25 protein-coding genes are annotated in these 24954 nt (G+C 72.3%); 8 read left to right on the top strand and 17 right to left on the bottom strand.

The window, feature by feature from the left end:
- Positions 1-122: 122 nt before the first annotated feature.
- The 8 genes from SSP29_RS22650 to SSP29_RS22615 all read right to left on the bottom strand — a co-directional run bounded on the left by SSP29_RS22650 (position 123) and on the right by SSP29_RS22615 (position 7684).
- The gene (locus SSP29_RS22650; protein ID WP_089102579.1) at positions 123-1355 is read right to left on the bottom strand and encodes a cytochrome P450 family protein; all 1233 of its coding nucleotides are present in this window, start codon (positions 1353-1355) and stop codon (positions 123-125) included.
- Positions 1352-2578 (bottom strand): cytochrome P450 family protein, encoded by a 1227-nt coding sequence (locus SSP29_RS22645; RefSeq protein ID WP_089102578.1) that lies wholly within the window; start codon positions 2576-2578, stop codon positions 1352-1354. The genes SSP29_RS22650 and SSP29_RS22645 overlap by 4 nt, the downstream gene beginning before the upstream one ends.
- On the bottom strand, positions 2575-3198 hold the full coding sequence (locus SSP29_RS22640; RefSeq protein ID WP_089102577.1) for a GTP-binding protein: 624 nt from the start codon (positions 3196-3198) through the stop codon (positions 2575-2577). The genes SSP29_RS22645 and SSP29_RS22640 overlap by 4 nt, the downstream gene beginning before the upstream one ends.
- A complete protein-coding gene (locus tag SSP29_RS22635) occupies positions 3170-3532 on the bottom strand; it encodes a DUF742 domain-containing protein (protein ID WP_089102576.1) in 363 nt (120 codons plus the stop codon). The genes SSP29_RS22640 and SSP29_RS22635 overlap by 29 nt, the downstream gene beginning before the upstream one ends.
- Complete coding sequence (locus SSP29_RS22630) at positions 3529-3951, bottom strand: roadblock/LC7 domain-containing protein (protein ID WP_089102575.1); 423 nt, start codon at positions 3949-3951, stop codon at positions 3529-3531. The genes SSP29_RS22635 and SSP29_RS22630 overlap by 4 nt, the downstream gene beginning before the upstream one ends.
- Positions 3948-5447, bottom strand: coding sequence for an ATP-binding protein (locus SSP29_RS22625; protein WP_089102574.1), 1500 nt, complete (start codon positions 5445-5447; stop codon positions 3948-3950). Before SSP29_RS22625 ends, SSP29_RS22630 begins: the two co-directional genes overlap by 4 nt.
- A gap of 217 nt (positions 5448-5664) precedes the next feature.
- On the bottom strand, positions 5665-6909 hold the full coding sequence (locus SSP29_RS22620) for a serine hydrolase domain-containing protein (protein WP_089102573.1): 1245 nt from the start codon (positions 6907-6909) through the stop codon (positions 5665-5667).
- Between the two features lie 304 nt (positions 6910-7213).
- Positions 7214-7684 carry a hypothetical protein gene (locus SSP29_RS22615; RefSeq protein WP_089102572.1) on the bottom strand — a complete coding sequence of 157 codons (471 nt, stop codon included), beginning with the start codon at positions 7682-7684 and terminating at the stop codon, positions 7214-7216.
- A gap of 334 nt (positions 7685-8018) precedes the next feature.
- Here SSP29_RS22615 and SSP29_RS22610 point away from each other — a divergent pair, with 334 nt between their 5' ends.
- Both SSP29_RS22610 and SSP29_RS22605 read left to right on the top strand, forming a co-directional pair.
- Entirely contained in the window at positions 8019-9368 is a 1350-nt protein-coding gene (locus SSP29_RS22610; RefSeq protein ID WP_089102571.1) for a transaminase, read from the top strand.
- A 30-nt stretch (positions 9369-9398) separates the two neighbouring features.
- On the top strand, positions 9399-9839 hold the full coding sequence (locus tag SSP29_RS22605) for an Lrp/AsnC family transcriptional regulator (protein ID WP_089102895.1): 441 nt from the start codon (positions 9399-9401) through the stop codon (positions 9837-9839).
- Between the two features lie 29 nt (positions 9840-9868).
- Here SSP29_RS22605 and SSP29_RS22600 read toward each other — a convergent pair whose 3' ends face one another.
- Complete coding sequence (locus SSP29_RS22600) at positions 9869-10966, bottom strand: PP2C family protein-serine/threonine phosphatase (RefSeq protein WP_089102570.1); 1098 nt, start codon at positions 10964-10966, stop codon at positions 9869-9871.
- 243 nt (positions 10967-11209) lie between these two features.
- Here SSP29_RS22600 and SSP29_RS22595 point away from each other — a divergent pair, with 243 nt between their 5' ends.
- Both SSP29_RS22595 and SSP29_RS22590 read left to right on the top strand, forming a co-directional pair.
- Positions 11210-12118 carry a GNAT family N-acetyltransferase gene (locus SSP29_RS22595; protein ID WP_089102569.1) on the top strand — a complete coding sequence of 303 codons (909 nt, stop codon included), beginning with the start codon at positions 11210-11212 and terminating at the stop codon, positions 12116-12118.
- 44 nt (positions 12119-12162) lie between these two features.
- On the top strand, positions 12163-12483 hold the full coding sequence (locus SSP29_RS22590) for a hypothetical protein (protein WP_089102568.1): 321 nt from the start codon (positions 12163-12165) through the stop codon (positions 12481-12483).
- A gap of 173 nt (positions 12484-12656) precedes the next feature.
- Here SSP29_RS22590 and SSP29_RS22585 read toward each other — a convergent pair whose 3' ends face one another.
- The 4 genes from SSP29_RS22585 to SSP29_RS22570 all read right to left on the bottom strand — a co-directional run bounded on the left by SSP29_RS22585 (position 12657) and on the right by SSP29_RS22570 (position 15811).
- Positions 12657-13541 carry a Gfo/Idh/MocA family protein gene (locus SSP29_RS22585; RefSeq protein WP_089102567.1) on the bottom strand — a complete coding sequence of 295 codons (885 nt, stop codon included), beginning with the start codon at positions 13539-13541 and terminating at the stop codon, positions 12657-12659.
- Positions 13542-13588: 47 nt separating this feature from the next.
- On the bottom strand, positions 13589-14572 hold the full coding sequence (gene tgmB, locus SSP29_RS22580; RefSeq protein WP_089102566.1) for an ATP-grasp ribosomal peptide maturase: 984 nt from the start codon (positions 14570-14572) through the stop codon (positions 13589-13591).
- Between the two features lie 15 nt (positions 14573-14587).
- Positions 14588-14779: a putative ATP-grasp-modified RiPP gene (gene tgmA, locus SSP29_RS22575; RefSeq protein ID WP_089102565.1), complete on the bottom strand. Its 192-nt coding sequence runs from the start codon at positions 14777-14779 to the stop codon at positions 14588-14590.
- Positions 14780-14944: 165 nt separating this feature from the next.
- Positions 14945-15811: a fructosamine kinase family protein gene (locus SSP29_RS22570; RefSeq protein WP_089102894.1), complete on the bottom strand. Its 867-nt coding sequence runs from the start codon at positions 15809-15811 to the stop codon at positions 14945-14947.
- A gap of 367 nt (positions 15812-16178) precedes the next feature.
- On the opposite strand from SSP29_RS22570, the gene SSP29_RS22565 reads away from it, so the two are divergent.
- Positions 16179-16598: a tRNA-dependent cyclodipeptide synthase gene (locus SSP29_RS22565; protein WP_150134703.1), complete on the top strand. Its 420-nt coding sequence runs from the start codon at positions 16179-16181 to the stop codon at positions 16596-16598.
- Between the two features lie 55 nt (positions 16599-16653).
- On the opposite strand, the gene SSP29_RS22560 is transcribed toward SSP29_RS22565, so the two are convergent.
- A complete protein-coding gene (locus SSP29_RS22560; RefSeq protein WP_089102564.1) occupies positions 16654-17637 on the bottom strand; it encodes a Vgb family protein in 984 nt (327 codons plus the stop codon).
- 433 nt (positions 17638-18070) lie between these two features.
- Here SSP29_RS22560 and SSP29_RS22555 point away from each other — a divergent pair, with 433 nt between their 5' ends.
- The 3 genes from SSP29_RS22555 (at position 18071) to SSP29_RS22545 (ending at position 20954) form a co-directional block, all read left to right on the top strand.
- Positions 18071-19459: a glycoside hydrolase family 43 protein gene (locus tag SSP29_RS22555; RefSeq protein ID WP_089102563.1), complete on the top strand. Its 1389-nt coding sequence runs from the start codon at positions 18071-18073 to the stop codon at positions 19457-19459.
- Between the two features lie 235 nt (positions 19460-19694).
- A complete protein-coding gene (locus SSP29_RS22550; protein WP_089102562.1) occupies positions 19695-20159 on the top strand; it encodes a hypothetical protein in 465 nt (154 codons plus the stop codon).
- 108 nt (positions 20160-20267) lie between these two features.
- Positions 20268-20954, top strand: a complete 687-nt coding sequence (locus tag SSP29_RS22545) for a class F sortase (RefSeq protein ID WP_150134702.1) — start codon at positions 20268-20270, stop codon at positions 20952-20954.
- A gap of 21 nt (positions 20955-20975) precedes the next feature.
- On the opposite strand, the gene SSP29_RS22540 is transcribed toward SSP29_RS22545, so the two are convergent.
- From SSP29_RS22540 to SSP29_RS22530, 3 genes are read right to left on the bottom strand one after another with little or no spacing between them, the layout of a single operon-like run.
- Positions 20976-21983 carry a LacI family DNA-binding transcriptional regulator gene (locus tag SSP29_RS22540; protein WP_089102561.1) on the bottom strand — a complete coding sequence of 336 codons (1008 nt, stop codon included), beginning with the start codon at positions 21981-21983 and terminating at the stop codon, positions 20976-20978.
- Positions 21984-21985: 2 nt separating this feature from the next.
- A complete protein-coding gene (locus tag SSP29_RS22535; RefSeq protein ID WP_150134701.1) occupies positions 21986-23287 on the bottom strand; it encodes a glycoside hydrolase family 27 protein in 1302 nt (433 codons plus the stop codon).
- Between the two features lie 17 nt (positions 23288-23304).
- On the bottom strand, positions 23305-24828 hold the full coding sequence (locus SSP29_RS22530; RefSeq protein ID WP_089102560.1) for an alpha-N-arabinofuranosidase: 1524 nt from the start codon (positions 24826-24828) through the stop codon (positions 23305-23307).
- Between the last annotated feature and the right edge of the window lie 126 nt (positions 24829-24954).

Genomic DNA, 24954 nt, shown 5'->3' with positions numbered 1-24954 from the left:
GGCACCGGCGCGATACCCAACGACCGGATCCGGACGTAAGTTCACATTGCGCGGGGGCACGACCGGAACGGGGGACCGGTCGCCGCCCCCGCGATCCCCGGCCGCCCCGCCTCGCCCCCGGTTCACGCCTCCAGGCGCACCGGGATCTCCTGCCAGCCGAACGCGATGAACGACGGCACCTGCCGCAGCTCGTCCTCGCCGACCGCGAGCCGCAGCCCCGGGAACCGCTCGAACAGCGCGGGCAGCGCGGCCAGCGCCTCCGCCCGGGCGAGCGGCGCGCCGATGCAGCGGTGCACCCCGATCCCGAACGCCAGATGGTCGTCGCCGCCCCGGGCGGCGTCGAACACGGCCGCGTCCGGCCCGTAGTGCGCCGGGTCGAGGCCCGCCGCCGCGAACGTGGTGATGATCGCGTCCCCGGCCGGAATGGTGACGTCCCCGACCTTCAGGTCGTTCACCGCGAACCGCAGCGGCAGCGAGGCGATCGACGGATGGACCCGCAGCGTCTCGTCGATCACCGCGTCCCAGCCGACCGTCCCGGACCGCACCGCCGCCAGCTGCGCCGGATCCGTCAGCAGCGCCACGGCCGCGTTGCCGATCAGGTTGACCGTGGTCTCGAAGCCGGCGCCGATCACCAGCAGCAGCGTGTAAAGAAGTTCCTCGTCGCTGAGCCGGTCGCCGTCCTCGTCGCGGACCCGGATCAGCTCCGTGGTCATGTCGTCGCCCGGGTGCTCCACCTTGTACGCGATCAGCCCGCCGAGGACCGTGCCGATCCGCTCCTGCACGAACGCCGCGTGCTCGGGGGTCGGGTCGGAGGTGTCCATGATGGCCGCGATCAGCGCACCGGTGTCGTCCCGCATCTCGTCGGGCACCCCGAACAGTTCGCAGATCATCCGCATGGGAAGCGGCTGCGCCAGCCCGGCCCGCAGGTCCACCGCCGAACCGTCGGCACCCGCGGCCGCCAGCGCGTCGAGCAGCTCCGCGGCGATCGCCGCGACCCGCGGCCGCATCGCCTCGGTCCGCCGGTGCGTGAAGCTCGGCGCCACCAGCTTGCGCAGCCGGGTGTGGTCGGGGCCGTACGCGGAGAGCATGTTGAACACGCCGATCCAGCTCACCACCCAGCCCCAGGAGGGGTGTTCGCCGATCTCCGGCCAGAGCCGCCAGTGCTTGCGCGGGTCCTTGCTGACCTGGGGATCGAGGATGAGTTCCTTGAGGACGTCGTAGCCGGTGGGCGCCCAGGCGGGTATGCCGCCGGGCAGTTCGACGGGCACGACGGGGCCGAGGGCGCGTAACCGTGCGCTCTCCGCCGGGATGTCGGAGCCGAACGGGTCGAGAGCGATGCGGTCGGTGACGGTCACGACGACTCTCCAGGCTGGTCGGGGGAGCGGGGGCTGAACCGGACGGGCAGCGAGGTCAGCGAGCGGTGGAACGGGCCGGGCCGCCAGCTGAGCTTCTCGCGGGGCAGGACCGGGTCGAGGTCGGGCAGCCACAGGGTGAGCCGCTCGATCGCCTCGGTCGCGATGAGCAGCGCGTGGTGCCGGACCGGGCAGGCGTGCGGACCGGCGCCCCACGACAGGTGCGAGGCGTCCGCGGCACGCCGGCCGCCGGTGTCCTCCCGCTCGGCGAACAGCCCCACGGCGCCGAAGGAGACCACCACCGGGATCGCCGGCCGGACCCACGCCCCGTGGAAGGAGACCGGCCGACGGGCGTAGTAGATGCCGTAGTTGGCCAGCGGGGTCTCGTGGTGCAGCACCTCGATGACCGCGTCCATCACCGGTCGGGCGCCGCTGGTGAGCGTGGAGTAGTAGAGCGGGTTGCCGAGGATCCGGGAGAGCGCGTTGGAGACGAGGTTCGTGGTCGGCTCGTAGCCGGCGCCCAGGGTGAGGAACACCTGCCAGGTGACCTCCTCCGGGGTCAGCTGCGCGGGATGGTCCAGGAGCATGCTCGGCAGGTCCTCGCCGCGCTCCTCGACCTTGGCGGCGATCAGCCGCAGCACGTACTCGACGAAGTCCGCCTCGCCCTCGGCCGCCTGCGCGCCGCCCTCCATCATCTTCAGGAGGCCCTCGTTGAGCCGGTCCCCCTGGCTGTCCGGCAGCCCGAAGAGGTTGTTGAACACCAGGGCCATCAGCGGCCGGGTGAAGTCGGTGACGAGATCCGCCTCGCCCTTGGGCCCGAAGCGGTCGACCAGCAGCCGCACCGCGCGGTGCACCAGCTGGCGCAGGTCGTGCGGCTCGATCAGGTCGAACACGTCGATGAGGGTGGTCCGGTAGCGGAGGTGCGCGTCGGCGTCGGAGAACAGGGCGTTGGGCCGCCAGCGCATCATGCCGAGCAGCGGGGAGTCCTCGGGGACGGTCGCCTCCCAGCCCCGCGGGTCGTGCGAGAAGGTCTCGACGTCCCGCAGCACGTCCAGGGCGGCGCGCCGCTCCGTGACCACGTACGCCGGCGTGCCCGGCGCGAGTTCCGCCCAGCCCACCGGGCCCTGGGCGCGCAGCGCCGCGTAGTAGCCGTGCGGGTTGCGGGCGAAGCCGTCCTCCCACAGCCGTACCGGGCCGGAGACGGTGAAGGACTGCTGGGCGGTCATCGGGCCTCCGCCGGCCGGTCGTCGATCAGGTGCTGGACGAGGGCGAGCAGCGCGTCGACCGAGGAATGCGGGTCCCGGGCGTCACAGGTCACCATCGGGGTGCCGGGCTCCAGATCCAGGGCGGCGCGCAGCTGGTCGCCCGTGTAGTGGCTCGGCGCGTCGGGAAACGCGTTGAAGGCGACCGCGTACGGCAGCCCCGCCTCCTCCACCAGGCCCAGTACGTCGAAGGAGGCGTCGATCCGGCGGCTGTCGACCAGGACCAGGGCACCGAGCGCCCCGTAGGAGATGTCGTCCCACAGCGTCCGGAACCGGTCCTGCCCCGGTGTCCCGAACAGGTACAGCACGATCCCGCCGGACAGGCTGATCCGCCCGAAGTCGATGGCGACGGTCGTCGTCTCCTTCTCCCGCACCCCGTCGAGATCGTCGACATGGACGGAGGCCTCGGTGAGATGCTCCTCGGTGTGCAGCGGGCGGATCTCCGACACCGAGTCGATCAGGGTCGTCTTGCCCACCCCGAACGGCCCGGTGACCAGGATCTTCACCAGATCGCGGGCGGTGTCGGGGAGATGGGTGCCGCCCGCGCGGGGCAGCTCACTGGTGCTTGAGGGCGCGGAGGCCATCGGCCACTCTCTTCAGCAGGTCGGGGTCGAACCGTTCGGCGGGCGGGATCGGCGCGCGGGCCTGGACCAGGTCCCGGTCGACGAGGTCGGCGGCCAGCACCCGCACGGCGGAGAACGGCAGCCGCAGCAGCGCCGCCGCCTCCACCACCGTCAGCGCGCCGCCGGACAGCAGCTCCAGCAGGGCCAGTTCGGCGGCCGGCAGACCGGCGGGCAGGGGGGTCCCGTCACGGGTGAGCACCGTCAGCCGTTCCAGGTGCGGACGGCTGGGGCGCGCCACCCCGCCGGTCGACAGATACGCGGGGACCAGGGGACGGCCGCCACGGCGGCCGGTCATGCCGGTGCGCCGCCGTCGGAGCCTCTGGGCGCGGCCGCCATCGCCTTCTCACCCAGCCGGGCCACCTGCGAGTGCACCCGGTGCGCCAGCAGGTCGAGCCGCACCTCCGGGTCACCGTAGGCGGCCACACAGGTGCCGTGGTCGGTGGGCACGATCAGCACGTAGCCGTGGTCCGACTCGATGACCACCTGCCGCACCTCGGCCCGGTCCCGGTCGGCGAACGCGGCCGCCGCGGCCCGGCAGGCGCCCTGCACGGTACTGGTGATCGCGGCCACCCGCTCCGCGCTCGCCTGGGACAGGCGGTCGGTGTAGCCGGTCGCCAGGCCGTCCCGGGTGAGCAGGACGGCGGCCAGTACATGCGGTACCTGCAGGACGGGGTCCAGCACCCATGCCGTCTCGCCCGCATCGCGGCTGCTCATCTGGCCGCTCCTCCTTCGTCGTCGGTCCGCTGGGGTTCGGGCGCGCTCGCCCGCTTGGGGGCCCGCGCCGCCGCGGTGCCGTACTGCAGGGCCGCGAGCGCCGCGGCCGCCTCCTCGGGGCGGCGCGCGGCCTGCTGCGGTTCGGGCGCGCCGGGGGCGGCGGCACGGTGCCGACGGCGCCGCTGCGGCAGGCCGCCCAGGTCACCCGGCTGCTCATGGCCGGGGGCGGGGGCGCGTTCGTGCTCGGCAGCCGGTCCGGCCGGTGCCGGCGCGGCGGGCACCGGAGACTCGGCCGAGGCGATCTCGGGCAGGGCCGATTCCGGTACGGCTGCCTCGTGTACGGCTGTCTGAGGGACGGGCGTCTCACGCACCGCCGTCTCACGCACGGCCCGCTCACGCACCGCTTCCCTGCGCGCCGCGCGCTCCCGGGTCGAGCGGGGCGCGCTGACCGACGGGGGCCGTTCGCCCGGGTCGATCCGGCCGAGCAGATGGCTGTCCACCCGCAGCACCGCGCGGACCCCGCCGTAGGGCGAGGGGGACGAGACGTCGACGCTCAGGTCGAACTGGCGGGTGAGCTGGCCGATCGCGGCCAGGCCCATGCGCGGCGGGTCGCCCAGGTCGGTCAGCAGGATCGGGTCGCTGCCCGCCACCAGCCGCTGGGCGCGGGCCCGTTCGTCCTGCGTCATGCCGAGGCCCGCGTCGTCGACGGTCACGCACACCCCGTGGTGGACGTGCTCCAGATTGACCACGACGTCGGTGTCCGGCGCCGAGTGGCGCAGCGCGTTGTCGAGGAGTTCGGCGACGATGATGGCGACCGGCTCGACCGCGTGGGACACCAGGGCGGTGCCCGGCTCCAGATGGTTGTTGACCTGGATCCGGTGGTAGCCCGAGAGCCGGGCCTGGCCGCCGGTGACGGCGTCCACCACATGGGACTCCTCGCGGGCCAGTCCCACCCAGGCCCCGCACACCACGGCCGCGACCTGTGCCCGCCGCAGCGACTGCTCGTTCTCGTGGTCCAGTGCGAACAGTGTCTGCGCCAGCTCGGGGTCGTCGTAGCGTTGTTGAAGTCCCCGCAGGGCGTCCTGCAGGCGGTACAGGGCGGCCTGGATCTCCCGGGTGGCGCCCCGGAGGCCGGCCTGCGCGGCCGCGTCGATCCGGGTGCGCTGCGCGCTCAGCTCCTCGCGCAGCGCGGTGAGCACGTACTCCAGCGCGATCCCGGTGGGGGTCCCGGGCGTGTGCTGCCTGGCCGGGCCCGGCACCCTGAGGTGCGGATGCGCGAGCTGGGCCGCGGCCGCGGGCATCCGGCGGGCCGCGAGATGCTCGACCTCGGTGATGAACGCGCCCTCGGCGCCCTCCAGTTGGGCCCGCAGTTCCGTGACCTCGGCCCGCAGCGCCGCCTTCTGGCGCCGGGACCTGACCAGGCTGCCGCCGAGGGCGAGCGCGGAGAGCGTTCCGGCGGCGAGACCACCGGCCACCAGTTCCGGTAATTCGATCATGGAATCGGTTTCCAGGGGGAGTAGGGCAGCAGACGGCAGGGAGAGCCCAGGGCCCTCCCATGTGGCGCTCGCAGCACAGTACACACCGTCATTGACCGGCCCCGCACGGTGAATCGTTACATCACTTCGAATCCGCCCGGCGACTGTTCGCTTCTGTGTCAAGTGTCGGAAATGCCATGCGGGGGCGGTGAGTTGGGATCCCGCGCGGGCCGAATCGTCACCGCGTGGCGGAGGCCGGCACCGGCAGGTTGAAGACGTGGGACGGGGAGACGACCCGGGTGATCGCCTGGCCGAACAGGGTGCTGGGCTCGATGTCGCCCTTGTAGCTGATGTCGGTGTTGAGCAGCACGACCACCGTCGTCCGCGTCGACGGCAGGTAGACGGTCAGGGACTCGTAGCCCGGCAGCGAGCCGTTGTGCCCGATCCAGCCCTGGACGTCGAAGATGCCGAGGCCGTACCCGGCGCCCTGGATGCCGGTCGAGGGTGTGGTCAGCCGCTGTTTCTGGACGGCCGGTCCGACCATGGCGGTGCCGTCGGGGAAGACACCGGTGGCCACGGTGCGCGCCCAGGTGTGCAGATCGTCCAGGTTCGAGATCATCGCGCCGGCGGCCCAGCCCCAGGACGGGTTCCAGCCGGCGGTCTCCTCGACCTTCCCGGTCGCGGTCTGGTTGGTGTAGCCCTGTGCGTGCGGGGCGGGGAACTCGTTCCCGGTCGGGAACAGGGTGTGGCTCATGCCCGCCGGACGCAGGACGTCCTGTTCGAGGTAGTCGCCGAGCCGCTGCCCGCTCTCCTTCTCGACGAGCAGGCCGAGCAGGATCAGGTTGGTGTTGGAGTAGAAGAACTTCTCCCCGGGCTGGAACATCACCGGGTGTGCGAAGGAGTAGGCGAGCAGCTGCCGCGGGGTGAAGGCGCGCTGCGGATCCGACGTCAGCGCCTTGAAGAAGCCCGCGTCCTCGGAGTAGTTGAACAGCCCGCTGCGCATCCCGGCCAGGTCCCGCAGCGTGATCCGGTCACCGTTGGGGACGCCATGGAGGTACTTGCCGACGGGGTCGTCCAGGCTCACCCTGCCCTGGTCGACCAGCTGGAGCAGTGCGGTCACCGTGAACGTCTTGGTCTCGCTGCCGATCCGCATGTACAGGTCGGGTGACATCTTCTGCCCGGTCGCCTTGTTCGCGACCCCGAACGAGCGAACGTAGTCGCTCTGGCCGGGCGTCCAGATGCCGACGGTCACGCCGGGTACGTCCGCCTCGCTCATGACGTGCTGGACGACCGCGTCGAGTTGGCGGGCCACCGCCGGGGTCATGGTGCGGACGTCCGGGCTGCCGGACGGCGACGGGGTGGGCGAGGGTGCGGCGAACGCGACCGGTGCGGCTGCGGGTGCTCCGGCGAGGGGCACGGTGAGCGCGCCCAGCACGACGGCGATCGCGGCCGCCCGGCGCAGCATGGCGGACCTGTACGGCATGGGCTGACTCCAAGCACGTGAGAGCGTACGTGCGGTGGGGTCGGACGTCAGAACCCTGACTTCACAGGATACGAGCGCGCGCCCGGCGCCGCCTGCCGGCCGCCGGAATGCCTGCAGGACGGGCGGCCCGGCCCGATCGGGGGGTGCGCTCACCCGGCCCGGTGAGCGCGTCGGACGGCGTGTACCACCAGCGCGTCCCGGGCGTTTCCCCGGCACGGACGGAACTTCTCGCACGCCCTGGCGCACGGTCCGGGAGCCGCGCGCCCTTTCGCTCCCGTGAGCCGACCGCCGCTGACCTCCGGCCTCACTGCTCGTCGCACACCGGCCGCAGTACCGCCAGTGTGCCGTTGGCCTCCCGGAGCGCCAGCTCCAGCGTGGCCGGCGAGTGCAGGGCGCCGCTGCCGTCGGGCGGCACCAGCCACTCCAGGAAACGCGCGGGCCGGTAGGGCGGCGGTACCGCGACCCACGCCCCCTTGCCCGTGTACCGCAGCCCGGCCCCGATCCAGCCGCCGTCGGGGTCGGGGGGCAGGAAGAACCCGACCCGGCGCGCCGCGGTGTCCACCAGGGTCGGCCCGGGCACCGGCAGGGGCGGCCGCCACAGCAGGTCCAGCGTGAGCAGACCGAGCCGGTCCGGCACGCTCAGCACATCCCAGAAGCGTCCTGCCTCCAAAAGCGAGACGCCCTCACCGTGGTCCCACTCCCATTTGCATGCCCGGGGGTCCGCCGAGGCCGCCGCGAGCCATTCCACACCCTGCATCCACATCGTGTTCGTCATGCACTGCTCCGTGGGATATCCGCTCACCTGTTTCGGGTGCAGGGAACGACCGGCACCGGGCACTCGGCGCATCCGCACGCCAACCCGGCATATGCATGCTGGTAGATATTTCTAACTGGCGGAAGGGGTGGCGAACCCTGGCGTTTTAGGGCGGATGTTCGAACACGGTGCATCGGTGCGGAGTTGCGCAGAGCAGCGGATCTGCCGTGATGGACGATCACGCTCGATTCTGTCGTTCCGGCAATCGATTCGAGTGTCATGCCTTGATTCAGGGGTGATATCAGTCGTACGCTCCCATCGTTCCGTCGCCGCTGCACCCGACCAGGGGTACTTCATGGACCGCACCCGACTGCACGCCCTCCTGGCCCGCGAGAGCGCCGAGGCCGAACGGCGAAACCCCCGTTCCCGGGCGGCATACGCTGACGCCGGCCATCTCTTCGGCCGGGTCCCGATGACGTGGATGAACAAGACCGCCGGAGCCTTCCCCCGGTACCTGGCGACCGCCCGTGGTGCCCGGGTCACCGACGTCGACGGGCACACGTACATCGACTTCTGCCTCGGCGACACCGGCGCGATGGCCGGTCACTCGCCGGCCGCCGTGACCGAGGCGGTGCACCGCCGGTTCGGCGAGCTGGGCGGGGCCACCGCGATGCTGCCGACGGAGGACGCGGAGTGGGTCGGCGCCGAGCTGACCCGCCGCTTCGGACTCGCCCGCTGGAGCTTCTCGCTCACCGCGACGGACGCCAACCGGTGGGCGATCCGGCTCGCCCGCGCCGTCACGGGGCGCCCGAAGATCCTGGTGAACAGCTACAGCTACCACGGCAGCGTCGACGAGTCCCTCATCGTCGTCGGCCCCGACGGCAAGGGCGCGCCCCGCCCCGGGAACGTCGGCGCGCCCTGCGACGTCACCCTGACCAGCCGGGTCGCCGAGTTCAACGACCTGGACCAGCTGGAGCGCGAACTCGCCCACGGCGACGTGGCGGCCGTCCTCATGGAACCCGCCCTCACCAACATCGGCATCGTGCTGCCCGAGCCCGGCTACCTGGAGGGCGTGCGCGCCCTCACCCGGCAGTACGGCACGCTGCTGATCAACGACGAGACGCACACCTTCTCCGCCGGGCCCGGCGGCTGCACCGCCGCCTGGGACCTGGAACCCGACCTGCTGACCATCGGCAAGGCCATCGGCGGCGGCATCCCGGCCGGCGCCTACGGCCTCTCCGCCGACCTCGCCGAGCGGCTCCTCGCCCGCGACGACCTGGACCTCGTGGACATGGGCGGGGTCGGCGGCACCCTCGCGGGCAACGCGCTCTCGGTGGCGGCGACCCGGGCCACCCTGGAGCACGTGCTCACCGACGAGGCGTTCGACCACATGGACCGGCTCTCCGCACGCTTCGAGAGCGGTGTGCGGTCCGCCGTCGAGGCGCACGGCCTGCCCTGGTCGGTCAGCCGCCTCGGCGCCCGCACCGAGTACCGCTTCGCCTCCCCGGCCCCGCGCACCGGCACCGAGTCCGAGGCCGCCGCCGACCCCGGCCTTGAGGACTTCCTGCACCTCTACCTCGCCAACCGCGGCATCCTCCTCACCCCGTTCCACAACATGGCCCTGATGTGCCCCGACACCACCGAGCAGGACGTCGACACCCACACCGCGGTGTTCGGCGCCGCGCTGCTCGAACTGGCCGGCTGACGAAGAGGAAGGGGCGGGGACGTGGTGCACATGGACGACATCGACCGGGCCATCCTGCGCGAGCTCCAGGCCGACGGCCGTATCGCCTACGCCGACCTGGGCCCGAAGGTCGGCCTCTCCGCCTCCGCGGCCCGGCAGCGGCTGCAGCGCCTGCTGGACTCCCGGGCCGTGCAGGTCGTCGGCGTCACCGACCCGATGGCCATGGGCGGCCAGGCGATGGCCCTCCTGGGCGTCGGCGTGGACGGCGACCCCCGTGCCGTCGCCGACGCGCTCGCCGGACACCCCGAGGTGGTGTACTCCGTGTTCACCTCGGGCGGCTTCGACCTGTTCGCCGAGGTGGTCACGCCCGGTCCGAAGGACCTGCTCGACTTCGTCAACGACGTGGTCCGGCCGATCGAGGGCGTACGCGAGGTCCGGCCCTTCCCGTACTTCGGCATCCACACCCACCGCTTCCTGTGGGAGGTGGGCTGAGCGGTCCGGCCGACGGCGGTGCCGAGAGCTCAGCCGATGGCCGGGGTCAGCACGAGCATGGTGGTGTCGTCACGCACCTCGTAGCGTCCGGACAGGTCCTCCCACACCAGTTCGGTGAGTGCGACCGCGTCCACGCCCGCGAACCCGGCGAGCCGCTCCGGGAGCGGATAGAAACACCCGGCCCGGTCGCGCGCCTCCCAGACCCCGTCCGAGGCGAGGAACAGCCGGTCGCCCGTCCCCAGCTCGACCGTGACCTCCTTCGCCGGGTCCACCCCCACCAGCCCGAGGCCGAGCGGAGCCCCCGCCGCGACGGCCACTTCCTGGGCCTGCCCGTCCCGCAGCAGCACGGGCGGCGGATGACCGCAGGCCACGATCCGCACCGACCGCAGATCGGCGGAGAACTCCAGCAGCAGGGCCGTGGCGAACAGCTCCGCGTGCGGGACGTCGGCCGAGTCCACCGTCAGCCTGCGGTCCATCCGCGTCGCCACCGACTCCAGGTCCGGCAGATCGAGCACCGCCTCCCGGAACGCGCCGAGCAGCGACACCACCGTGGCGACGGCGGCCAGCCCGTGCCCCCGTACGTCCCCCATCACCGCCCGGACCCCGTACGGGCCGTCGCGCACGTCGAAGAAGTCCCCGCCCACCAGCGTGCCGTGCTGCGCGGCCCGGTACAGCCCCACGCACCCCACCGCGCCGACCCGCTCCGGCATCGGCGGCAGCACGGCCCGCTGCACCGCCTCGCCGACCGCCCGTTCGGTGAGCAGCTGGGCGTCCCGGTGACTGCGCACATAGGAAACGAACACACTCAGTAGCGCCACGAAGGTGACCGTGAGGAGGTCGGTGTCGCCGGGATGGTTCAGATGGGTGGCGGGCACGTTGAGCAGGAGCACCACCAGGCAGCTGAGCACGGCCGTCGCCAGCGGGCCGTAGGAGAGCACGGCCAGCGGCGGGATGGCCCCGAGGAGGAAGCCGAAGTCGCCTCCGTGGGGGCTGATCAGCGTCGCCGCCGTCACCACCGCGAGCAGGGCGACGGGCAGCACCCGGATCCAGCGTGGCGGCGGCGCACCCTGCAACCAGCCACGACCGTCCCGGTAGCCGCGCGACGACCGGCCGCGCACCGAAGTCACATCCCTAAGCTACGCCCGTGCCCGGTCACCCGACCCGCCCTGATCTTGAAAAGCCGCGTGCGGAAAACCCGTGGACGCGTCCGGGCCGGTCCCCTAACGTATGAGCGCACGCCCGAGACCGGACGGAAGGAGGCGAGTGCGATGTACATCCCACCCATTCCGCGCTCCCTCCCCGTTTCCCGGGCGTGACAGGTCAGAGCTGACCCGGGAGCGCTCCCCGTAGTACGCATCCCGGAGGAATCCGTGACCGATCCGGTCATCCGCACGCTCGACGACAGCACCGCCCACCTCTTCGACACCCTGCCCGACCCGCTGCGCATGCGGGAGAAGCACCAGCGCACCCGGTTCCGGCCCGACTGGCAGCGCGTCGCCCTGCGCGACGGGCGCGTGGTCGCCCGGGCCGCCTGGTGGGGCGCTCCCGAGGCCACCGAGCCGCTCCTGATCAACTGGTTCGACGTGGCCGAGGGCGAGGAGGAGGCCGGCGCGGAGCTGCTGCGCGGCGCGCCCTGGCAGGTCGAGGAACTGGAACTCGACCTGCCCACGGGCTGGCACGACGACCCCGCCCTGCGCACCGCCGCCGAGACCCGCTTCACCGCCGTCCGCAAGGCGGGCTTCGAGCTGCTGGTGGAGCGTTACAACTACCGCTGGACGCCCGAGTGCGGCCTGCCCGGACGGCCGGGCCGCCTCGTCTTCACTCCCGAACCCGACGACCGGGTGTTCTTCGACGCCCTGCGCCGCATCCACTCCGTCACCCTGGACGCCCACGCCCGCCGTGCCATCGAGCAGGGGGGAGTGGACCAGGCGGCCCAGGAGGAGATGGACTTCTTCCACTGGATGCCCTCGCCCCGCGAGTGGTGGCAGATCGCCCGCACCCCCGACGGCGAGCCGGTCGGCATCCACATCCCCGGGCGCAACCCGGCAGGACCCTGTGTCGGGTTCATAGGCGTCCTGCCCGAGCAGCGCGGGCACGGGTACGCCTACGACCTCCTCGTGGAGTGCACGCACTTCCTCGTCGAGCACGGCGCCGAGTTCATCGCCGCCGCCACCGACCAGGGCAACGCCCCCATGGCCGCGCACTTCGCCCGGGCCGGATACCCCGTCGTCCGGGAGCGGGTGAACTTCTGGGCGGCGGCCGCTGTCAGTGCCGGGTGACATGCTGACAGCAGGGTGATCGACAGCTGACGGGAGAGGCCGGCATGGGGTTCGAGGGTGACGTCTGGCAGGTGCGCGGCGGGCAGGAGCCGGTCGGCGAGATCCGCATCGACGAGGCCGACTTCCCCTGGCTGCACGGCACCTTCACCCCCGGTCCCGGCTTCGCCGGCGTCCGGGACCTCTTCGCCCGGGAGCTGGTGCTGGCCGACGCCGAGGACTGGGAGGCCTGGGAGGAGGTCCAGGGCGAGATCTGCGGTCAGGTCTCCCTGATCTCACCGGACGGCCCGGTCCCCGAGTTCCTGCTGCACATCGAGGGGGACCGGGCCTGGTTCAGATGGAGCGATGAGCCGTTCGGCAAGGAGTAGCCCGCCGGCCGCCCGGCCCCTAAGCGGGTCCGGCGAAGTCGGCTGCGGTTCGGCAGCGCCCTGAAGGGGCGCTGGGGGTACCCCCGGCCGAAGGCTGGGGGAGGAACTGCGCGACCAGCCACAACGGCGCCGCAGTCGACCGACGGCATATCGCGGCACTTCCAGCGGAGCGCTTAGCCGATGTCCTTGCCCAGCAGGGTCTCCGCCTCCGTGAGGATCTCGGTGACCCGCAGGGCGAAGGCCGCGTCGCACGGGTGCGCCCGGCCCGTGCGCGCGGCGGTGACCAGGGCGTCGGCGGCCCGGGTGAGGGCCGGGACCGCTCCTTCCGCACTCCTCGGAAGGAGCGTGACCCCCGCCTCGCCCCGCAGCTCCACATCGGCTCCGGCCGCCGCCGGGGGCGCGGTGAGGCTCAGGGTCACCGTGCTCGACGCCCCGCCGGCGTGGTCGAGGACGAGATGGACGGTGTCCGCGGGGCCGTGCACGGCCGCCACCCGCCGTACGTCGCCCAGGACCGGCAGCAGCACGGACAGGGCGTGCGGACCCACGTCCCACAGCGCGCCCTTCTCCCGCCGCCACGGCGAGTCGGCGAACGGGCCCGCACCGGTGAACAGCGACCCCAGCCAGTGCGCCCGGGCCGTGAACCACCCCGCGGTGGCGGCCTGTTCACCGATCCACGCCTCCGGCTCCGGCTGGAACCGGGTGGTGAAGAACACCACGGAGGCGACCCGGGCCCGCTCGGCCGCCTCCACCACCGCCCGCCCCTCGGCGACGCCGAGCGCGAGCGGCTTGTCCAGCAGCAGATGCCGGCCCGCCGCCGCGGCGCGCACCGCCAGTTCCGCCTGGACGACCGGCGGCAGCGCCACCGCCACCGCGTCCACATCGCCGAGCAGCGCGTCCACGTCGTCGTACGCCCGGACGCCGTACTCCCCGGCGAGTTCCGCGGCGGCCCCGGGGCGGCGGCCCCACACCCCGGCGAAGTCCAGCGAACCATGCCCCGCCAGCGCGGGGGCGTACGCCGCCCGCGCCCACGGCCCCGTCCCCAGCAGTCCGATGCGCATCTCCCGTTCCCTTCTCCGTACCCGGTTCCACATCGTCGCCCAGCCCGTCAAGGCGTCGTGCTCCGTCCGCCGTTGACGTACGACCGGCTCCGGTCGGTGCCGTGCGCCAGCCAGCCGGCGATGGTCTCGGCGATCGGCTGACCGGTGTCCATCTCGACGAACCCGAACTGGCCCGACTGGTTGCACTCCAGGAACCACCAGATGCCGTCGGCGTCCTCCGCGAAGTCGAAGGCACCGTAGGCCAGCTCGGCGTCCTTCATATACGTGCGGACGGCCTCGGCGACTCGCGGCGGTACCTCCGCCTCCTGCCAGGGAGAGTCGGACGGCGCGAACCGGACGTCCACGTCGTCGGGGTGGGCGTCCGGGCTCACCGGCTTGCGGGCGGCCAGCAACTGCTTGCCGACCGCCGTCAGCCGGATGTCGGCCCGCTTGGCGACCCGCCGCTGCAACAGCGTCGGGCCGAAGGCCACCGCCGCGAAGTCCGTGTCCGGCGCCACCCGGCTGGTCGGCACCGCCCGCGGCGGCTCCTGCGGATGCGCGCCCGACACCGGCTTGACCACGAGGTCCGGGAACCGCTCCGCGAACTCCCGGGCCGCCTGCGGAAACGTGGTGATCAGCGTCGCGGGCACGGCGAGCCCGCTGCGCTGCGCCAGCCGCAGCTGCCACGGCTTGTGGCGGGCCCGGCGGGCCGCGTCCGGATGGTTCATCCAGCGCGCCTCGGTCCCGCGCAGCATGCCGTACAGCGCCTGCTCGGACTCCTCGGTGAGCCAGCTGGACGGTTGTGCCGCCCGGGAGGCCGCGACCCCCGGCCTGCGCAGCCATATGGAACGCAGGCCGTTCATGCTCACCAGGCGCCCGTTCACGGACAGGTGTCCGCGGCTGACGCCCTGCACATACTCGCCCGACAGGGCCACCCCACTGGTCAGATCGGCAGGATCGAGGCGGACGACGGGCACTGCGGCCTCGTGCAGCCGGAGGACCACCATGTCCGCCGTCACGTCCTCGTCACTGGTCAGGATGAGCACGGTCATCGTGAGGATCCGCGATCAGTCGTCGAAGTGCGTCTTGGAACCCGCGGTGGAGGTCGTGGTCCCCAGGGCTCTGAGCGTTGCGTGATCGGTGGCTGCGATCCGGCCATCGTGGAGAACGTTCAACTGCAGTCCGGAGTCATACGCGTACGGAGTGGTGACGTCCAACTGCACTGCGGGGCGTGCGTAGTTGAGCGCGAACGGTTGCATGGTCTCTCCCTGTTTCGTTCTTCCATGCACTTATACGATTCGAACGCGTGGTTGGTTTCCTTACTCTGCGTAATCTCAGCCCGAATTAAGAGCTTGTTAAGGGAGAAGCGGCGAATCGCTCCTGCACGTGGCCGATTTCACATTCCTGTCCGGCACATGACGGTGTCACATGTACGCGTAATTCCGGGATGTCGCCAAAGCCTGTTCGGCATAGCTCCGTCCGAAGAGCGCGGCATGCACCAGCAGCGGGAACAGCTGGTGCAGGCCGATCCGCTCCGCCCAGCCGTCGGCCAGCGGAGCAGCCTCGCGATAGCTCGCCACAATCCGGTCCAGATACGGGCAGCCGAAGAGCCGGAGCATCGCGAGGTCGGTCTCGCGGTGCCCGCCGTGCGCGGCCGGGTCGATCAGCCGGACCCTGCCGTCGGCACCCCACAGGACGTTCCCGCTCCACAGGTCGCCGTGCAGCCGGGCGGGCGGCTCGGGCGGCCCGGCGAGCTCCGGCAGCCGCTCGCAGACCCGCTCGACCACGGCGGCCTCGCCCGGTCGCAGGGTCCCCCGATCGGCCGCCGCACGCAGATACGGCAGCACCCGGTGCTCGGCGTACCACCGAGGCCACTCGGTGCCGGGCTCGTTGCGCATCGGGGCGAGACCGATCCAGGCGTCGCGCGGGCCGTCCGGCGGCGCCGCCCCGAAGGCCGGGGCGCCCGAGGCGTGCAGGGCGGCCAGGGCGCGGCCGAAACGCGTCGCCGCCTCGGCGCCCGGACGGCCGGTGGGGACCAGTTCGGTCACCATCCACCGCTCGTCGTGCCCGAGCACCTCCGGTACCGGCACCGCCCGGGCGGCGGCCAGCCAGCGCAGCCCGGCCACCTCGGCCCGTACCGCCCCGGGACCGTCGCCGCGCTTGACCATGACCGCGGGACCGCCCGCGAACCTCACCTCGGCCAGGCCGCCCGACCGTGCCCGTTCGGCAGCGACCCGCCGCCCGGTGAGCCGGGCCGCCGCCGCGCCCGGACCCTCACCGGAGTCGACCACGGCCACCAGCGCCCCGGCCGCCTTCGGCCGCCCGGCCGTACGCGTTCAAGGAAAAGCGGCTCTGACGGCCGACGGCGAGAGCGGTCCGGACGGCGGTGACGGCCGGGATCCCGGAAGTTGTGCGCATACGGTTCACTGCGGTGATACCTCCCCCTGCGGTACTCATCGGGCCGTAGCGAAGAATCCCATCCTCCCCGTCCGCAAGCAGCTCAATTTCCATGGAGTCTCCGGCAGCGCCTCGACGGGTTCCGGCCACCATCCGGCAGCCACTGCCCCCGTCGACCCGGTGCGGCTGGCTTGAGCCTCGCCGCATCACCACAACCAGGGCACAAGGCCCGGTCAGGACGCGCGCGGCGGAGGGTCCCCCTTGACCACGGCATCCGTGCTGATGGCCGACGCCTTCGAGATCCAGCCCTACACCTCCCACTTCCGCGCCAACGCCGCGTACCAGGAGATACACCGGCAGTTGCAGCGGCAGCTGGGCGAGGACGACGACTTGCGCGCCGTCTGCGACGACCTGGTCGGCCGCTTCCTCGCCACGCGCGGGGAGGCGGCCGATGCGCGGCAGTGCGCGGTGTGCCTGGAGTACGTGTGCGCGGAGCTCCCGCTCTTCCTCGACACCCCCGCCATCCTCCGCGTCCCGTCCTCCCCGGTCTGCTACCACCAGCGGCTGCCGATGGCGGAGTTGCCGTACGGCCGCGGCGCCGGCCTGCGTGCCTCCCGCAACCAGGGACACGCGATCGTCACCCCCGCGGCCGCGAGAGTGTGCGACGCACCGGCCGCGTGAACCGCGGTCCGGAGCGGCTGCGCGAGAGCCGACGGCACCTTTCGGACGGCACCCTTCAGCGCGGGGACGCCCGAAGCCGTCCGATCGCGTTGCCCAGCAGTTCGGTGAACCACAGCGTGCCGTCCGGGCCGGCGGCGAGCCGGAAGGGTGCCTTGTCGGGGCCGGACGCCAGCGGTACGACGGCGACCCCGCCGTCCGCCGTCACCCGTCCGATCCGGCCCGACCGGTCGGTGAACCACACCGGGCCGTCCGGCTCGGCGGCGATCCCGCCGGGGTCGCCGTCGGCGCCGGGCAGCGGGAACCGGGTGACACGGCCGGTGGCGTCGATCCGGTCGACGGAGCCCGACCCGGACGCGGTGAACCACATTCCGCCCGGCCCGTGGACGATGTCCTCGGGGAAGTCCGCACGGCTCGGCAGCGGGAACTCGGTGATCCGGCCGGTGGGTTCGATCCGCCCCACCCTGCCGCCGGCCAGCTCGGTGAACCACAGGGCACCGCCGGCGCCGGCGGCGATGCCGTACGGGAGGGCGCCGGCCGTGGGCAGCGGGTACTCGGTGACCCGGCCCGCGGTCGTGATCCGGCCGATCCGGTTGCTCCCCAGTTCGGTGAACCACAGCGCGCCGTCGGGTCCGGACGTGATGCCGGCGGGCGCGCTCGCGGCCCTGGGGAGGGCGAACTCGGTGACGGCACCGGAGGGCGTGATCCGTCCGATGCGGCCCGCCGACTGCTCGGTGAACCAGAGCGCGCGGTCCGGTCCCCGGGTGATGCCGAAGGGCGTGCTGTCCGGGGTCGGAGTGGGAAACCCGGTCACCGTGCCGTCGGCCGTGACCCGCCCGATCCGGGCGGCGCCGGACTGGGCGAACCACAGGGCGCCGTCCGGCCCGGCGGTGATGCCGGCGGGGAGACTGTCCGCGACGGTGGTGATCGGATACTCCGTCACCGCACCGCCCGCGGCACGGGCCGGGGCCGCTACGGCGACCACACCGGTCAGGACACCGACCAGCAGCGCGAGCGGGCGGCGGGGGAGGCAACCGGTCATGTGCGGTCCTTTTCCGACGGACTTTCAGACCGAGCCTAGGCAGGACCGCACCACGGGACGACCTGACAGAGGCGGAAGGGGGAGGCGGGCCGGTTCCGACGGGGCCGGAGGCACCGGGCCTGGCGGTTTCGGCGGGACCTGAGCGGCCGCGCCCGCCCGGCTCGCTGCGGCCGCACTCGCCCGACTCGCTGCGGCCGCGCCCGAACGGGCCATGGCCGCCTTCACCGTGCCCCGCCGGCCGGGCCGTCCCGCGCTCACCGTCACGGTTCCCGGTCTGCGGCCCGCGAGCCTCGCGCTCCCGGCGTGCACAGCGAATTCCCAGTAACTCCCTTGTTACGCAAGCATTGACGCGCCCCACGCGTCCCTCTAGTTTCTGATCGGTTTTCCGAACCGCGTCCGAAATCCCGGACATCCCCCCTCGTCTGGAGCGCACATGAACGGCACCCCCCTGTCGCGCCGTCATTTTCTCGGCATGGCCGCGACCGTCCCCCTCGCCGCCACCGGCGCCCTCGCCCTCGGCGCCGGAGCCGCCCAGGCCGCGACCAACTCGGCCTACGTGATGTGCTACTTCACCGAGTCCCCGGACATGCTGGCCGCCAACTACGGCCTGCACCTGGCCGTCAGCACCGACGGCCTCCAGTGGACCCCGCTCAACCAGAACGCCCCCGTCGCCACCCCCACCGCCGGCTCCCTCGGCCTGCGCGACCCGTTCATCCTGCGCAAGCAGGACGGCACCTTCGTGGTGCTCGCCACCGACCTGTACGGCACCGACTGGACGTACGTCAGCCAGTACATCCACGTCTGGGACTCCACCGACCTGCGCAGCTTCACCGGGTACCGGCGGATGAAGCTGCACGACATGGACACCCACGCCTGGGCGCCCGAGGCCTTCTGGGACGCGGGGCGTGGCACGTACGGCGTCATCTACTCCGCCGTCAACGACAGCGGCCACAACGTCATCATGATCAACTACACCGGTGACTTCATCACCGCCGGCGACCCCCAGGTCTTCTTCGACCCCGGCTACGACGTCATCGACGGCGACCTCGCGGTCGGCGTCGGCGGCGTCAACTACCTGTACTTCAAGAAGAACTCGACGCTTGTCGGCGCCCGCTCCACCTCACTGGACCCCGGCAGCTTCACCGAGTTCTCCACGGCCGTCTCGCACAACGGCACCGAGGCCCCGACCCTGGTCAAGTCCCTGACGTCCAGCTCCACCTGGTACCTGTGGGGAGACACCTGGGACCCCAACGGCGTCTTCTATGCCTGGCAGACCAGCGCCCTGGCCGCGGGCACCTGGACCGCCCTCGACCAGAAGACCTACACCCAGCCGCTCAACTCCAAGCACTGCGGCATCCAGCCCATCACCTCGACGGAGTACAACAACCTCGTCGCCCAGTGGGGCACCCCCGCGTGGAACCGGCTGAAGTCCTACAACTACCCGGCCAGATACGTCCGGCACAGCAACTTCATCGGCCGGATCGACGCGTACGCCTTCGACCCGTACACCGACGGCATGTGGACGCTGGTCCCCGGTCTCGCCGACAGCAGCGGTGTGTCCTTCCGGTCGGTGAACTACCCGACCCGCTATCTGCGCCACTACAACTACCAGCTGCAGCTCGACGAGAACGACAGCACCACGTCGTTCGCGCAGGACGCCACGTTCTACCGGACGGCCGGCCTCGCCGACTCCTCCTGGTCCTCGTTCCGCTCGTACAACTACCCGACGCGCTACATCCGCCACTCCGACTACGTGCTGCGCATCGACCCCGTCTCCACGAGCACGGACCAGGCCGACGCCACCTTCTACGTCGGCTACTGACACCTCGGCGGGCCCGTCATGCGGCGACACGCCGACGACGGGCCCACGACCGCCCGAATGGCGGTGCGCCCCCGCGCGGCATTGACCCAGCCGGGCGGTGTTGGGCGTGTCGTCACCACGGATGGGCGGCCTGGATGGTGCAGGCCGGGGGGCTGGCTGACGGTGGTTCATGTCGGGGCCGGGTCGTTACAGCTGATGGAGTATCGGCGCCCGGCCACGGCGGAAGGACATCGAGATGCGTTCTGCCCGCATGATCCTCGCGACGACGGCCGCCACCGCAGCCCTCGCGTTTTCCGCCCCCGCAGCCCAGGCCGCGATCGCGGGGGACTGGGACGACGGAGGCCGTGACGACTCTTCCTACAGCAGCAGCGACAGCAAGTTCGACCCCGAGAGCTACAAGGGCAACGACGACGAGCAGAAGGGGGACCAGGGCGGCAAGCAGGACCAGGGAGGCAAGGGGGACCAGGGAGGCAAGGGGGATCAGGGAGGCAAGGACGACCAGGGGGGCAAGGGGAAGGACGAGAGCGGCTCGTCGTGGGGTGACGACGAGGAGAGCGACCGGCCGCACGGCGGCATGCACACCGGCGGCGGCGGCCTCGCCACGCCCGGCGTCACCGCCGGCGGGCTGGCCGTCCTCGGCGTAGCGGCCACCGGTGCCTACGCGCTCCGGCGCAGGAGAGTCCCCGGGCCCGTGTCCTGACGGGCCGACGCATACGGGGGCCGCGGTGCCGTCGGCGCTCCACACGCCGACGGCACCGCGGCCCCTGTCCCGCCCTCCCGCTGCCGTGCCCCAGAAAGGTGACCTCCGTTGGCAGCTGGCCTCTCCGCCCCGAACCCCGACGACCCCGACGAGCCCGACGGACCGGACGCCCAGGACGGCCCCGCGCGCGGCGGCCGGCTGCCCGTGTGGGGCATCGCCGTCCTGCTGCTGGCCGTGGCGCTGGTCGGCGGACACACCAACGGCTCCGGCACCACCGGCAGCAGCCGGGCCGAGAGCACCGACGCCGTCCCCTCGGCGGATCCGCTCCGGGCCGGCCAGGCGCTGCCCCGGTCCACACCGACCCGCCTGCTCATCCCGAAGATCTCCGTCGACGCCCCCTTCACCGTGCTCACCATCGGCTCCACGGGCCAGCTCCAGCCCCCGCCGGCCGACAACACCAACCTCGTCGGCTGGTACTCCAGGGGCGCGGCGCCCGGCGAGGCGGGCACCGCGATCATCGCCGGCCACGTCGACACCAAGACCTCGGCGGCCGTCTTCGTCAGGCTGGACGAACTGGAACGCGGCGACCGCTTCACGGTGAGCCGGGCCGACGGCAGGGACGCGAACTTCGTGGTCGACGACGCCGACACCTTCGCGAAGGACGACTTCCCCAGCGAACGCGTCTACGCGGACACCCGCCGTCCCGAGGTGCGCCTGATCACCTGCGCCGGCGACTACGACCACGACGTCAAGGACTACACGGAGAACCTGGTGGTCTTCGGCCACCTGGTCTGACAGCACGGCAGGGACGCGGGGTCAGCCGCCCGTGGACTCCCGCACCACCAGACGGAACGGACCGGTGAACTCCTCCCGTTCCGGTCCCGGCCCGCTCCGGTCGATGCGGGCCGCCAGCAGGGTGACCGCGCGTTCGGCCATCAGATCGTGGTCCGGGTCGACGCTGGACAGGGAGGGCACGAGGTACGCGCTCTCGTCGACGTTGTCGAAGCCGATCACCCTGACCTGCTCCGGCACCCGGACCCCGGCGTCGGCGAGGGCGCGCAGCACGCCCATGGCCACCGTGTCCGTCACACAGAACACCCCGTCGAAGGCGAGGCCCTCCGCCATCCGCTCCCGGACGCGGCGGGCGGCCTCCTGCATGGTGAGCGACCTGGTGGTCACCACCAGCTCCGGGTCCGCCGGCAGCCCCGCGGCGGCCAGCGCCCGCAGATACCCGGCGTGCCGCAGGCTCGACACGTCGACCTCGCCGCCCAGCGGCCCGCACACGATGGCGATCCGCCGGCAGCCCCGCTCGACGAGATGACGGGTCGCGGCCTCGGAGGCGGCCTCGTTCGGCATGGCGACATGGTCGACGGGCCCGCCGAAGATCCGCTCGCCGAGGATCACCACCGGATGGTCGACGTCCAGCGCCTCGACATCGGCCGGCCCCATGCCGGCCGTGCTGAGGATGAGGCCGTCGTAGAGCCGGTTGCGGGACAGGGAGAGCGCCGCCAGCTCGTTCTCCCGGCGGGCGCCGGTCTGCTCGATGCTCACCCGCAGGCCGTGCCGGGCGGCCGCCGCGATGATCGAGGCGGCCAGCCGGCCGTAGTACGGGCGGTTGATCTCGGGGACGGCCAGGCAGAGGGTCCCGGTACGGCCCCTGCGCAGGTTGCGGGCGGCCACGTTGACCCGGTAGCCGAGCCGGTCCACCGCCTCCAGGACGCGTTCCCGGGTGGCCGGGCGGACGTTGGGATGCCCGTTGATCACGTTGGAGACGGTCATCGCCGACACCCCGGCGGCCTTCGCCACGTCCTGGATCGTCGCCACACTCACTCCCGCCGGTCGTCCTCGGCAAGACGATAGAGGGCGGCACCGTGGGCGGGCAGCACGGTCACCAGCCGCCGGCCGTCATGGGCGGTGCCGGTGCGGGTCCACAGCTCCCGGACGCGGTCGCGAGGGGTGGCCCCGACCGCCCCGAGCGGCACCTCGAAGCGCCGCTCCTCGTCGGCCAGCGAGAACACCGCCGCGTACCGGGTGTGCCCGTCGGTGTCCCGGGCGGTCCAGAGCACCAGGTCCCGTTCCCGCAGCACCTCCTGGTTGCCGGTGCTGTGCCACAGGACGTCGAGGGCCTCGTCGTTGGTGAGCAGCGCGATGGTTCCGGGCGGGGAGGTGGGCAGGTCGCCGCCCATCATCAGCGGGGAGCGGGAGATCAGCCAGAGGGTGAGCAGGCTGACCTGCTCGGGGTGGGTGAGGGCCGACTGGCGGTCCGCGCCGCGCTCGGCGCGGATCCCGATGTGGCCGAGCGGCAGCATGTCGGCGTCCGCCCAGCCCTGCCGGCCCTGCCAGGGGGCCCAGCGGGCCATGCGTGCGAACTGCGCCTCGACGTCCTCCCAGCGGTCCCACAGATCGTCGCAGACCCGCCACATGGTGGCGTGCTCCCGCAGGTGGTCCAGGCGGGCGAGGGACATGTCGGTACCGGGGGAGAGGCTCAGCTCGATGGCCCGCCCGCTGCGCTCGATCGCCCGCGCGTAGGCGGCGATCTCCCGCTCGTGGTACGGGAAGAGCATGTCGTCGGCCTTGACGAAGTCGACGCCCCAGGCGGCGAACTGGGCGACCTGGGAGTCGTAGTAGGCCTGGGCGCCGGGGTGGTCGTGGTCCAGGCCGTAGTTGTCGGAGTTCCAGGGGCACACGGAGCCGGTGTCGGCCACCTCCGCGGCCGTGAACTCCGTCCCGAGCACGGGCAGTTCCGCCTCGACCGCGCGCCGTGGGATGCCCCGCATGATGTGCAGCCCGAACCGCAGGCCCATGGCGTGCACCCGCGCCGCCAGCGGCCCGAAACCCGCCCCGCCCGCGGCCGAGGGGAACCTGTTGGGCGCCGGGAGCTGGCGGCCGTGGCCGTCGAGGACGAGCGGGGCGTCCGGGTTGTAGCCGTGGGCGCGGGCGGTGGGCTCGTACCACTGGATGTCGACGACGACGGTGTCCCAGCCGTGCGGGAGCAGGTGCTCGCGCATGAACTCCGCGTTGGCGAGGACCTCTTCCTCGGTGACGGTGGTGCCGTAGCAGTCCCAGCTGTTCCAGCCCATGGGCGGCCGCAGATGGCGGGCGGGCAGCGGACGTGCGGATCGGGTCATGTGCGCACTCCTGCGGGTCAGCGCTGGTTCAGCGGAGCCTGGACGGTCACGAACGAGTGAGGCGGGAGGGTGAGCCGCAGCCCGCCGCCGGTCACGGACACACCGTCGAACGCCCGGGGGGTGACGGCCGCCGAGGCCTCGGGGGTGTTGTGGGCCTGGAGCTTGTCGGCGGTGAGGATACGGGCGGCCGGTTCGCCGAGGGTGCCGCCGCGCAGGTCGAGGGTGACCTCGGTGGGTTCCTCGGCGTCCAGGTTGCTCAGCGAGATCAGGACCGTGCCGTCCTTGACGCTGGCGGAGGCGGACAGGGTGTCGAGTTCGGCGTCCCCGACCTGGCGCCGGGTGCCCTCGCCGCGTACGTGCACCGGGAGCGAGGTGGCGTCCTGGTGGCCCTTGTTCATCTCGAAGACGTGGTAGGTCGGGGTCAGCACCAGGGCGTCGCCGTCGGTGAGGAGCATGGCCTGGAGGACGTTGACGGTCTGGGCGATGTTGGCCATGTGCAGGCGGGCGGCGTGCTTGTGGAAGATGTCGAAGTGGGTGCTCGCCACCAGCGCGTCGCGCAGGGTGTTCTGCTGGAAGAGGAAGCCGGGGTTGGTGCCGGGCTCCACGTCCCACCAGGTGCCCCACTCGTCCAGGACGAGACCGACCGTGCGGCCCGGGTCGTAGACGTCCATGACCGTGGAGTGGCCGGTGAGGATGCGGTCGATGCGGCGGGCGGACAGCATCGTGCGGTAGTGGTCGTCGGCCGTGAACCCGGTGGCGCTGCCCTTGGCCTCCCAGGGGCCGGAGAGCGTGTAGTAGTGCACGGAGATGCCCTGGAAGAAGGTCTTCGGGGTGGCCTCGCAGCCGAAGCAGCTGATCTGCTGCATCAGCGTCTCGGTCCACTTGTAGTCGGCGTCGGAGGCGCCCGAGGCGATCCGGTAGAGCTTGTTGTCGCCGTGGTCGCGGCAGTACGTGGCGTACTGGCGGGCCAGGTCGGCGGAGTACTCGGCGCGCATGTTGCCGCCGCAGCCCCAGGTCTCGTTGCCGATGCCCCAGTACTTCACCCGCCAGGGCTCCTCGCGGCCGTTCTCCTTGCGCAGCCGCACCATCGGGCTGTCGCCGTCCCGGGTGAGGTACTCCACCCACTCGCTCATCTCGCGGACGGTGCCCGAGCCGACGTTGCCGCTGATGTAGGGCTCGGCGCCGAGGAGTTCGCACAGGGCCATGAACTCGTGGGTGCCGAAGTGGTTGTTCTCCTCGACGTTGCCCCAGTGCGTGTTGACCATCCGGGGGCGCCGCTCGCGCGGGCCGACGCCGTCCTGCCAGTGGTACTCGTCGGCGAAACAGCCGCCGGGCCAGCGCAGGTTGGGGATGTCCAGTGCACGCAGCGCCTCGACGACGTCCAGGCGGATGCCGCCCTCGTTGGGGACCGGGGAGTCCTCGCCGACCCAGAAGCCGCCGTAGACGCAGCGGCCGAGGTGCTCGGCGAAGTGGCCGTAGAGGTGGCGGCTGATCGTAGGGCCCTCGATGTCGAGGTTGATGATCGCGGTGGCGGTGGGCACGCGGGCACTCCTGACCGGACGGACGTGTTCGATATATGGAACGGAGTTCGCAGACTCGGTTGTATCGATAAAAATCTGCCATCGGGCCGTGATCGCGTCAAGAGTGCGGACAGCCCGGCCCCTCTG

The sequence above is a fragment of the Streptomyces hyaluromycini genome (assembly GCF_002217755.1).
Classification (GTDB): Bacteria; Actinomycetota; Actinomycetes; order Streptomycetales; family Streptomycetaceae; genus Streptomyces; species Streptomyces hyaluromycini.
The sequence above is the reverse complement of the archived record's forward strand: the minus strand, read 5'-3'. Positions and strand labels throughout refer to the sequence as shown.